The following is a 10,626-nucleotide window of genomic DNA, read 5'->3' as shown; positions in this document are numbered from 1 at the left end:
GACCGGGGCGTCTGGCTCGCGAGCCAGCCGCAGCAGGAGTCGACGGGCCTGGTCAAGGCCGGTGAGACGTTCCTGACGTTCATCGGCATCCGTCCGGTGGACGCGGGCGAGCACCTCATCAAGCGGGTCATCGGGCTGCCCGGGGACCACGTGACGTGCTGCGACGCGCAGGGCCGCGTCTCGGTCAACGGGGTCGCGATCGACGAGACCTACATCAAGCCCGGCTCGATCCCCAGCGAGCTCGAGTTCGACGTGGTCGTGCCCGAGGACTCGCTGTTCGTCCTGGGGGACAACCGGCAGAACTCGGGTGACTCGCGCTACAACACGGACAAGCCCGGGCAGGGTTTCGTACCGATCGACAACGTCGTCGGTACTGCGGTCGCCAAGGTGTGGCCGCTCGACCGCGCGTCGCTCATGCGCAACCCGGGGAGCGTCTTCGAGGATGTCCCGGAGCCCTGAGCAGACTCACCCGCCCAGGCCGAGCGCGGCGGCACGTCCTCCCCTAGCGTGGTGGGACGGCCCACGCTCGGAAGGACTCTTCGTGTCACTGCGTTCTGCTCGTCCTGTCGGTACGGTGCGCCGAGCGGCGTTCGGCGCGGGGGCGGTGCTCGCGGCACTGGCGCTGGTCGCCGGGTGCACGGGATCACCGGGGCCCACGGAACCGGGCCCGACGGCGGAGCGCCCCACCGGCGACACGTCACCGTCCGAGGAACCCACCCCGGAGAAGCCGACCCCCACGCCCACCCCCACGCCGACGCGCGCGGCGTCGAACGTCCCGCTGACGAAGCTCGCACCCGGGGAGAACCCGCCGCAGTTCATCATCTTCTCGTTCGACGGCGCGGGGTGGCACGACCGGTGGACCGAGTTCCGTGAGGCGGCTGCCCAGGTCGACGCCCGGTTCACGGGCTTCCTCACGGGCATCTACCTGCTCACGGACGAGCACCGCGACGCCTACACGGGACCCGGGCACGCGCAGGGCAAGGCGTCGGTGGGCTTCGGCGGGGACGCGGCCACGGTCACGACGCTCGTGGGCGACCTCAACGCGGCCTACCTCGAGGGGCACGAGATCGGGACGCACTACAACGGGCACTTCTGCGCGGACAACCCGCCCGGTGGCGGGGACTGGACCACGGCCGACTGGAACAGCGAGCTCGACCAGTTCTTCGGGTTCTGGAACGGCTGGCAGGAGATCAACGGCCTCCAGGACGCACCCCCGCTCGAGATCCCGGCCTCCGAGGTCACGGGCGGTCGGACGCCGTGCCTCGAGGGCAACTGGGACCAGATCGCTCCGGCGTGGGCCGCGCACGGGCAGACGTACGACTCCTCGATCCCGGGCAGCGGCATCGCGTGGCCCAAGCAGGAGTACGGCGTGTGGGAGTTCCGGATGCAGACCACGAGCTCCCCGACGCTCGGCAACGTCATGGCCATGGACTACAACTTCTGGTACAAGTTCAACAAGGCGCAGAACCAGCCCGAGCGGGCCCCGGAGATCCGCGCCGCGGTGCTCGAGACGTACCGGCACATGTACGACGTCGCCTTCAACGGCAACCGCGCGCCGGTCCTCGTGGCGAACCACTTCAACCAGTGGAGCGGCAACGCGTTCAACCCGGCGGCCAAGGACTTCATGCTCGAGGCGTGCGGCAAGCCCGAGACCATCTGCGCCACGTACCAGGACGTCATCGCGTGGATGAACGTCCAGGACCCGGCGGTCCTGGCCGAGCTCCAGGCACGTCCCCCGGTCTCGTAGGGCGTGGGGCGTGGTGCAGCGCGGGGCTCCTCCTGCACCGGGTCGCTGACGGGGGAGAGGTCGAGGTGCTCGTCGGGCACATGGGCGGTCCGCTGTGGGCGCGCAAGGACGAGCGCGCCTGGACCATCCCCAAGGGTGAGCACGATCCCGACGAGGACCCGCACGCCGCGGCGGTCCGTGAGTTCACCGAGGAGCTCGGGTCCGCACCGCCCGACGGGCCGGAGATCGACCTGGGACAGATCAGGCAGCGCGCGGGCAAGACCGTGCGTGCCTGGGCGCGCCGCGCCGACTTCGACGCGAGCACCGCGACGAGCAACACGTTCGAGATGGAGTGGCCGCCACGCTCCGGTCGGACGGCGACCTTCCCGGAGCTCGACCGGGTCGCGTGGGTGCCGCTCACGCGAGCGCGCGAGCTCCTGGTCGCGGGACAGGTGGAGCTGCTCGACCGCCTCGCGGAGGCGCTCGCCCGGTCCTGAGGCGAGACCGTGCGAGCCGGCTCAGGCGTGGACCGGCAGCGTTCGCAGCAGGTACCGCTCGGCCGAGCCGGCTTGCTGGGCCAGGTCCCACAGGGTCGAGGACGGTGCGTCCGGGCTCTCGGGGGCCGTGCCGTCGGGCTCGTTCCCGCCCGTCGGGTCGTCGGGGCTCAAGGCCTGGAGGACCTGGTCGAGCTCGCCGGGGTTCAGCTGTGCTGCGTCGGCCAGGACGGTCAGGTCGCGCAACCCGTTGCGCAGCGTGTCGAGCTCGGCGAGCTGCTTGTCGTCGAGCTGGTCGCGGTCGGGCACCAGCTCGTCCTGCAGGCGCACGGCGTCCCGGAGCAGGGCGACCTCCTCCGGCTGCTGTGGACCGGTCCTTCCTGACGAGGCGCGGAGCGCGGTCGCGGTGGCCTGGGTCGCGGTCTCGATACGTCGTCGCAGAGGTGGGGGCCGGAAGCCCGGGATCACGACGAAGCCGAGGACCACCCCGACCAGCACCGCGCTCAGGGTGAGCCCCACGTACTGCGCCAGGAGGTCGACCGCGTTCAGGTCACGGGTCACGGAGTTGAAGCCGACGCTGACGACGACCATGAAGGCGCCGCCCAGCGCCGGCCGGGTGACGATGTACCACAGCCCCAGGCACAGGGCGACGACCGCGACCAGCGTGAGGTAGCGCGACGGGACGACCAGCAGGACCACCGCGACCGTGAGCGAGCCGGAGACCAGACCGATGATCTTGTTCCTCGTCTTGGTCACGGTGCCGCTCCAGCTGGCCTGGAGGATGCTGAACGTGGTCAGCAGCGCGGTGGAGACCAAGGGGTCGCCCCGTTCCAGGCCGGACGTGATCAGCAGCATCAGCAGCACTGCGAGCGCGGTGCGGAACGCGTGCCGGACCTGGATGGACTGCAGCCGGGCCGCGGGGTGCAGCACCGCGTCCTGGAGCTGGTGGCGCCGGTCCCGATCGAGCGTGACCGTGGTGGTGTCGCGCTCCTGGATCGCCTGCTCGACGGAGTCCAGGGCGCGCGAGGCCTCGGTGAAGGGGGCCTCGGTGACCGCCGGCGCCGGCAGCGGTGCCTTGACGGTCTCGTTCCGCCGGGGCTTGGCCTTCATCGCCTCGGCCAGCCCGTGAGCCCGGTCGCGGAGTGCCGGGTCGTCGGGGCCGCCTGCCGCCAGGAGGTCTGCCGTGTGCAGGGCCAGGCGGTAGCGCGAGGCCCCCTCGAGCGCGTCCGCGAGCCAGCGCTGCCTGCCGTCGCTGAGCCAGGTGCTGAACGCGGTGGCGGTGGCGGCGCTCGGATCGTCGGCGACGAGCACCGCGGCGACCTGCTCGCGGGTCTGCTTGGAAGGATCCGAGATCCCCATCAGGATGCGCAGGACGAGCGCCACGGCGACCCCCGCGACGGCCGCCGCGATCACCTGCCGATGATCGGCCCCACCCATCGGTGCGTAGCCGTAGCCGAACACCGTGGTCATCCCGAGCCCCATCCCCGCGTTGCCGAAGCGTGGGCCGAGCAGGGGGAGGAGCGCGGCCACGAACACGAGCACCACGACGAGAGCGATCGCCGCGGGGCGCGAGGTCTCGGCCACCAGTCGTGGGACGGCTGCGGCGAAGATCAGCAGCGGGCCCATCACGGCAGCGATGCGGAGGTCGGCACGGAGCGGACCGCCCATGAAGGCCACCAGCGCGAACATGCCCGTCAGGCCGCCGATGATCCCCACCGGTCCGGCCCCCCAGGCATCGGCGAGCAGCACGGAGGGGAGGACCACGATCATCATCAGCACGATCAGCATCGGGCTGCCCGGGGGGCGCTTGGGCGCCTCGGCCTTGCCTGAGCTCTTCACGGGCACTCCTCGACGGTCGGCTGGGTCGGGCATGCCTCGACGGTACGGCCGAAGGGCGAGGGGTGCCATGCGCGGAGGTTCTCGCTCGCAGCGGAGAGGCCCGACGGCGCAGCGCGCCCCGGGCGACCGCCTCGCGAGGTGAGGTGGTCGCCCGGGGCGCGTGGCGCCGTCGGGCAGGAGGTCACCCGGGGAGGCCCGAGACTCCCGTCAGCTCGTTGGGGACCACGTCGAGCGTGGTGCTCGCGTAGACCTCGCCCGACTCGATGTCGACCGCGTGCACGGCCTTCGTGGCGGGGTCGGTCACGTAGGCCGTGTGGTCGAGCACGAACAGCGTGGGGCGCGGGGCCTGCCAGTCGTCGGGCTCGGTCCACGCGTCGATCACGGCGATCGTGCTGGTGATCGCCCCCGAGGCGGGGTCGATGACGCGCAGCGACCCGTCGGTCCCCAGGACGAGGGCCTCGCCGTGCGGGCCGCGGCCGAGCGAGCGGAACGTGTAGCTCGCGCCCGTGTCGACCAGGGTGATCTGCTTGCTCGCGGTGTCGACGAGCGAGATGCGGGTGGGGCGCTCGAGCTCGGCGTCGGGGTCGGACTTGTAGTCGCCCAGGACCACGGGGGACTCGTCGGAGCCGGCCTGGTTGCCGATGCGACCGTAGGCGTCGGGCGACGCGACCTTGGTCAGCTCGCCGCCCGCGTAGACGACCACGCCGTCCTCGCAGCCCACGACCACGGCCTCGTCGGCCGCGACGGCCTCGCCGTGCACGCCCGGGCACGCGTCGGTGCGGGCGATCTCGTGGCGGGCGCTGTCGAGGACCACGACGCTCGACCGCGAGTCCTCGGTGCCGTCGGTGACCAGCAGGTCGCCGTTCTCGAGCTCGACCGCGACGCCGTGGTGCGGCGAGGGGGTCGTGTACGTCGTGGTCTCGGGCGCGCCGTCCGCGAGGTCGTGCGGGTCGAACGACTCGACGAGTCCTGAGCCGTCGTTGAACAGGACCGTGCGGCCCGCGTGGCGGACCACGTGCCCGGGGTGGTTCGCTGCGAACTCGGTCGTCGTGAAGGCCGGGTCGGACGTGTAGAAGTGCGAGTGGTTGCCGTGCGGCTCGCCCCACGTGCCGAGGTCGAGGACCCGGAACGCGTCGCCCGCGGAGACGATCACGTGGCGCTCGTCCCCGGCGGGGTTGAGGCGCGTGAAGCCGTCGAGCGGGAGGTCGGCGACCTGCTCGAGGCTCGTGCCGTCGAGGACGACGATCCCGCCGTCGTAGGTCAGGGCGATGCGCGGGGTGTCGGTCGCGGCCTCGGTGCCGTGGCCGCCCTCCTCGTGCTCGTCGTGGTCGTGGTCGTGCTCGGACGCGTCGGAGGACGCGGCGGGGGAGGCCTCGCCCGTGGCGCAGCCGGCGAGCACGGCGGCGGGCAGGGCGAGGGCGATCCCCAGGGCGAGGTGGCGGTGTCTGGTGCTGGTCATGGCGTCACGGGACCCCGGCGGGTCCCACCGTCCTTCCGGTAGGTGCGATGCAGCCCGGCGCAGGGAGCACCGAACTCGCACACCGTAGCAGAGAATGAGAACCGCTCTCATTATCAAGTGGGCCGCCTATGTCGGTGGCAGCCACCTGCCGCAGACGCAGCAGGTGCCCCGGGCGGGTCTGGTCCTCGCGAGCGACGCGCGCGACCGGAGGCCCGCGCACGCTGGAGACGGAAGGCGCCACGGGAGCGCAGGAGCACGGGAGCACAGGAGGAACGATGGGACGCGGAACGAGCGGGGAGGGCGCCGTCGAGCGCCGGACCAGGGCCGACAAGGTGGCGATCGACCTCGTCGAGGCCGCCACGAAGGGGCACCTCGAGTTCATGATCAGCTGGAACCAGGTGCTGCCCCGCGACCGGCCGGCCGTCGTGGACGCCCTCTCGACGAGGGTCGCGGTCGACGCGCTGGTCAACGGCTTCGCCGGAGCGCCCACGTCCCTGCGGTCGCAGGACCTCGGTGCGCAGGCGGCGCGTGCCGCGTTCCAGCTCGCGAGCTCGCTGGTCGCCGCTGCGATCCGACGCGAGGACCCTCACCTCGTGGCCGCCCGGCTGCGGGAGCTGCGCGCCGCGGTCCGGAGCGCCCCGGAGATCCATCGATACGCCTGGCAGATGACGTGCGAACCCGAGGCCCGACAGGTGGGGGCGGCGGTCGCCGCGGCGGCCCGCGAGGGTCGGGACGACGACGCGACCTACCTCGTGCGCACCACGAGCGACGACCTCGTCGAGGCCGTGCTGCACGTGACGATCGACCTGCTGGCGAACCTGATGGTCCTCGCCGGGCTCGAGGTCGAGTCCGGGTCCGCCTCGCCTGCCCTGCGTGCCGAGATGTCGATGCTCCGGCCGGACCTCTGGCCCGAGGGCGGAGGGACGCGGACCGCTCGACGGGAGGACGTGCTCGTGGTGGCCGCCTTGTTCGCGGGCGCCTCGCGTCGTGCCCCGCGGGAAGCCGACGCGGTGCTCCGTCGTGTGCGACGGGCCGCGCTGCGTGACGTCAGGTGACGGGCTGTGCGCGGCCGGGCGCAGGATGCCGCGCGCCCCGGCCCAGCCGCACGAGCTGGACCACGGCCCCGACCAGCAGGACCACGAGCGCGAGGTTCCGCACGGCCGCGACCAGGACGATCCAGGGCTCCCCGACCATGAACTGGTCGTACGCGACCGGGTAGAGGAGCTGGGTCAGCCCGGCGGTGCCCAGGACCGCGAGAGCGGGCGCCGACCAGACCGAGCGGGCACCCCGCCCGGCGAGCGCGATCGCCACCGCCACGGGAGGGCCGATCCACGCGACGAACTGCGGCGACCCCACCTTGTTGAAGACGATGAGGCTCAGAAGCAGCGCCGTGACGGACAGGAGGAAGACGTCGGTGCGGACCTCGGGCCGCCGCCGGACGGCCCACCAGGAGAGGGCCGCGATCGCGAGGACGGCGACGGGCAGCAGCACGTCGAGCAGCCGTCCCGTCACCGCGGTGCCGGGGCCGTAGATCTCGAGCGTACGGATGTCCGGGTTCATCCAGACCCGGAACCGGGGGTCGAACAGCCGCAGGACGCTGAAGGGGGTCGCGAACACCGACTCCGACTGGAGGCTGCGCGCGTCCTGGGTCCCGAACACCCCGAGCACCCGCTTGCCCGCTCCACCCGCGAGGGCGAGCGCGACGACGACCGCGCTGACCGCCGCACCCGGGAGCACGACGGTGCGCCACGGACGTCGAGCGGTCGTGAGGAGCGCGACGACCACGGCCCCGGGGGCGATCTTGACCCAGGCGCCGAACGTCGCGATCGCGGTCGCCACGGCCGGGCGACGCACCGCGACCGCGAGGGCGATCACCAGGAGGGCCGCGGCGACGCCGTCGAGCCGGCCCAGGAAGATGGGGCCGAGCGCGACGAGGAACGCGAGCCACCACCAGGCCGCGACGCGGCCGCGGCCCGGCAGCCGCGCGAGGAACCACAGGGCGACCGCGTTCAGCGCGACGACCAGCACGAGGAACTGTGCGTAGTACGCCCCGAACGACGTGCCGAGGAAGCCGGGGGCGGAGATGGGCACCAACGCTCCGACCGGGTAGACCCAGTCGTAGTCGAGCACGGGCCAGATCCCGCGGTCCCAGCCTGTGCGGGCCCAGACCCGGTACAGCTGCACGTCGCCCGAGATCCGGTACCCCCAGGTCAGGGCGTCGAAGACGAGCCAGGCGTGCACGAGCGCGAAGCCCGCGACCAGGGCCCACGGCGAGCGCAGCGCCCACGCGAGGAACCGGCGTCCGGTCGAGGCGGGCCGGGCGGCGGAGGTCTCGGGCACGGGCTCATCGTCGCACGACGGCGCCGCTCGCCCGGGCGGCGCGACACGCCCTGGACGCCGCACGCCGTCGGGCACGAAGAAGCGGCCCGGCCGGAGGCGAAGGGGACCTCCGGGCGGGCCGCCGGTGGCGCGGTGAGGCAGCGCCGCGCGACGCGAGGGGAAGAGCTCAGGCGCGCAGGATCAGCGCGTCCCCCTGCCCGCCGCCGCCGCACAGCGCGGCGGCACCCACGCCGCCCCCGCGGCGCTGGAGGGCGAGGGCCAGGTGCAGTGCCAGGCGCGCGCCCGAGGCGCCGACCGGGTGGCCCAGGGCGATCGCGCCACCGTCGGTGTTGACGAGCCCGGGGTCGATCCCGAGGTCCTCGACCGACTGGAGCGCGACGGCCGCGAAGGCCTCGTTGATCTCGACCAGGTCGAGCTCGTCGGCCTTCATGCCCTCGCGCTCGAGCGCGTGGGTGATCGCGCGGGCGGGCTGGGAGTGCAGCGAGTTGTCGGGCCCCGCGACCTGGCCGGCCGACCGGATCTCGGCCAACCAGGTGAGGCCGCGGGAGAGCGCGAAGGCCTTGCTGACGACCACGACCGCCGCGGCGCCGTCGGACAGCGGTGACGACGAGCCGGCCGTGATGGTGCCGTCCTCGACGAACGCGGGGCGCAGGCGGGCGAGCGCCTCGACCGTGGTGCCGGGACGGATGCCCTCGTCGTCCGCGACGACGACCGGGTCGCCCTTGCGCTGCGGGACGGTGACGGGCGCGATCTCCTCGGCGAGCCGCCCCTCCTCGCGGGCCGCCACCGCGAGGGTGTGCGAGCGGGCGGCGTACTCGTCCTGCTCCTCGCGGCCGATGCCGCGCGTTGCGCAGCCGCGGTCGGTGGCCTCGCCCATGATCTGACCGTCGAACGGGTCGCGCAGACCGTCGTGGGTGAGCGAGTCCGCCATGGTCACGTCACCGAACGCGAAGCCCTTGCGCGACCCGAGCACGAGGTGTGGCGCGTTCGTCATGGACTCCTGGCCGCCCGCGACGACGACCGACGCCTCGCCCGTGCGGATCAGGCGCGCCGCGTCGATGATCGCGGTCAGGCCCGACAGGCACAGCTTGTTGATCGTGACAGTCGGGACGTCCCAACCGATCCCGGCCGCGATCGCTGCCCGGCGCGCCGGCCCCTGACCGCCGCCCGCCTGGATGACCTGGCCCATGATCACGGCGTCGACGTCGGTGGCGGCGACGCCCGCGGCGTCGAGCGCGCCGCGGATCGCGTGCGCGCCCAGCTCGTGCGCGGGCAGCGACGCGAGCGCGCCCTGGAAGCGCGTGAACGGCGTGCGTGCGCCGTGCAGGAGGACGGGGACGTGGGCGTCGTTGCTCATGGGGTGCTCCATCGGAAAGGGCCCGGCGCGGATCGGGGGTGTCAGGTGAACGGAGGTCCGCGCCGGGTGGTCTGGGGTGGGGCGGCCCGTGGGGCCGCTCGCGTGGGTGCGGCGCTCCCGGTACGGGGGAGCGCCGCCGGTGGGGGCTACACGAACGCCGAGACGCCCGTGATGTCGCGGCCCACGATGAGGGCCTGGACGCTCTCGGTGCCTTCGTAGGTGTGCAGGGCCTCGACGTCCGCGAAGTGCCTCGCGACGCGGTTCGCGAGGAGGATGCCGTTGCCGCCCAGCATGTCGCGCGCGCTCGCCGCGATCTCGCGGGCGCCGCGCGTGCAGGTGTACTTGGCGATCGAGGCCTGCGGGCCGGAGAGCTGCCCGGCCTCGTCGAGTCGGGTCATCTGCGCGACGAGGAGCTGCATCTGGGTCAGGGTCGAGAGCATGCGGGTCAGCCGCTCCTGGACCATCTGGTTGGCCGCGAGGGGGCGGCCGAACTGGACGCGCTGCTTGGCGTAGGCGACGGCCGTCTCGTAGCAGGCGGTCGCGTGCCCGACGGCGGACCATGCCACCCCGAGGCGTGTCGCCTGGAGCACGCGGCCGGTGTCCTTGAACGACCGCCCGCCCGGGAGCATGGCCGAGGCCGGGACGAACACGTCGGTCAGGACGATGTGGGCCTGCCAGATCGCGCGGAGCGAGACCTTGCCCTCGATGGTCGTGGCCGCGTAGCCCGGGGTGTCCTGGGGCACGAGGAACCCGTGCACCTGGTTGTCGCCGTCGTCGCCGACCAGTCGCGCCCACAGCACCGTGATGTCGCCGCACGACCCGAAGCCGATCCACTTCTTCTCGCCGTCGATCACGAAGCCCTCGACGCCGTCGCGGGTCTCGCGGCGGGCCGTGGTCTCGAGCGAGACCGAGTCCGAGCCGTGCGTGGGCTCGGTCAGGGCGAACGCGCCGAGCTTCTCGCCGCGTGCGAGCGGACCGAGCCACTCGGCCTTCTGCTCGTCCGAGCCGAGGAGCTGGATCGAGCGCAGCGCGAGGCCGCCCTGGACGCCGCAGATCGTCGCGACCGAGCCGTCGCCGCGCGACATCTCCATCTCGGCGAGACCGGCGCCCATGAGGCTGATCCGGGGAGAGCCGGGGACGTCGACGCCGTCGCGCAGGAAGTCGAGCTCACCCATGCGCTTGGCGAGGCCGAACGGCACCTCGGCGCGCTCCCAGTACCCGTCGATCACGGGCAGGACCTCGTCCTGGACGAACGTGCGGACCCGCTGCTGCAGGTCGCGGTCGGCGTCGGTCGCGTCCGAGAACGCGCCGGCGTAGTCGATGCCGAGCGGCTGCGAGAGGTCGTAGTCCGGCTCGGTCACGTTCTGGCGGACGGGGTTCTCGATCGTCATGGGGGATGCTCCCGGTGTCG

General features: G+C 73.0%; 9 protein-coding genes. 4 read left to right on the top strand and 5 right to left on the bottom strand.

Going from position 1 to position 10,626, the window contains the following annotated elements; genetic code table 11:
* The 3 genes from lepB to H9641_RS15515 form a co-directional block, all read left to right on the top strand.
* Positions 1-459 (top strand): signal peptidase I (gene lepB, locus H9641_RS20270; RefSeq protein ID WP_225220564.1); only part of this gene is annotated, 459 nt, incomplete at its 5' end.
* A gap of 82 nt (positions 460-541) precedes the next feature.
* Positions 542-1,747, top strand: coding sequence for a polysaccharide deacetylase family protein (locus H9641_RS15520; RefSeq protein WP_318244629.1), 1,206 nt, complete (start codon positions 542-544; stop codon positions 1,745-1,747).
* 65 nt (positions 1,748-1,812) lie between these two features.
* Positions 1,813-2,223: an NUDIX domain-containing protein gene (locus tag H9641_RS15515; RefSeq protein WP_318244628.1), complete on the top strand. Its 411-nt coding sequence runs from the start codon at positions 1,813-1,815 to the stop codon at positions 2,221-2,223.
* Between the two features lie 21 nt (positions 2,224-2,244).
* Here the strand turns inward: H9641_RS15515 and H9641_RS15510 are convergent, their stop codons facing one another.
* On the bottom strand, positions 2,245-4,092 hold the full coding sequence (locus tag H9641_RS15510; protein WP_191805335.1) for an FUSC family protein: 1,848 nt from the start codon (positions 4,090-4,092) through the stop codon (positions 2,245-2,247).
* A gap of 148 nt (positions 4,093-4,240) precedes the next feature.
* A complete protein-coding gene (aztD, locus tag H9641_RS15505; protein WP_191805334.1) occupies positions 4,241-5,518 on the bottom strand; it encodes a zinc metallochaperone AztD in 1,278 nt (425 codons plus the stop codon).
* A gap of 275 nt (positions 5,519-5,793) precedes the next feature.
* Between aztD and H9641_RS15500 the strand changes: the two genes are divergently transcribed.
* Complete coding sequence (locus tag H9641_RS15500; RefSeq protein ID WP_191805333.1) at positions 5,794-6,573, top strand: hypothetical protein; 780 nt, start codon at positions 5,794-5,796, stop codon at positions 6,571-6,573.
* On the opposite strand, the gene H9641_RS15495 is transcribed toward H9641_RS15500, so the two are convergent.
* From H9641_RS15495 to H9641_RS15485, 3 genes are all read right to left on the bottom strand, one after another.
* Positions 6,566-7,858, bottom strand: coding sequence for a glycosyltransferase 87 family protein (locus H9641_RS15495; protein ID WP_318244627.1), 1,293 nt, complete (start codon positions 7,856-7,858; stop codon positions 6,566-6,568). The genes H9641_RS15500 and H9641_RS15495 overlap by 8 nt on opposite strands.
* Positions 7,859-8,024: 166 nt before the next feature.
* Positions 8,025-9,215 (bottom strand): acetyl-CoA C-acyltransferase, encoded by a 1,191-nt coding sequence (locus H9641_RS15490; RefSeq protein WP_191805332.1) that lies wholly within the window; start codon positions 9,213-9,215, stop codon positions 8,025-8,027.
* 146 nt (positions 9,216-9,361) lie between these two features.
* Positions 9,362-10,606, bottom strand: a complete 1,245-nt coding sequence (locus H9641_RS15485; RefSeq protein ID WP_191805331.1) for an acyl-CoA dehydrogenase family protein — start codon at positions 10,604-10,606, stop codon at positions 9,362-9,364.
* Positions 10,607-10,626 lie beyond the last annotated feature (20 nt).

It is taken from the genome of Oerskovia merdavium (assembly GCF_014836755.1).
Taxonomy (GTDB): domain Bacteria; phylum Actinomycetota; class Actinomycetes; order Actinomycetales; family Cellulomonadaceae; genus Oerskovia; species Oerskovia merdavium.
Note: the sequence above shows the minus strand (reverse complement) of the source record. Positions and strands in the feature narration are given on the sequence as shown.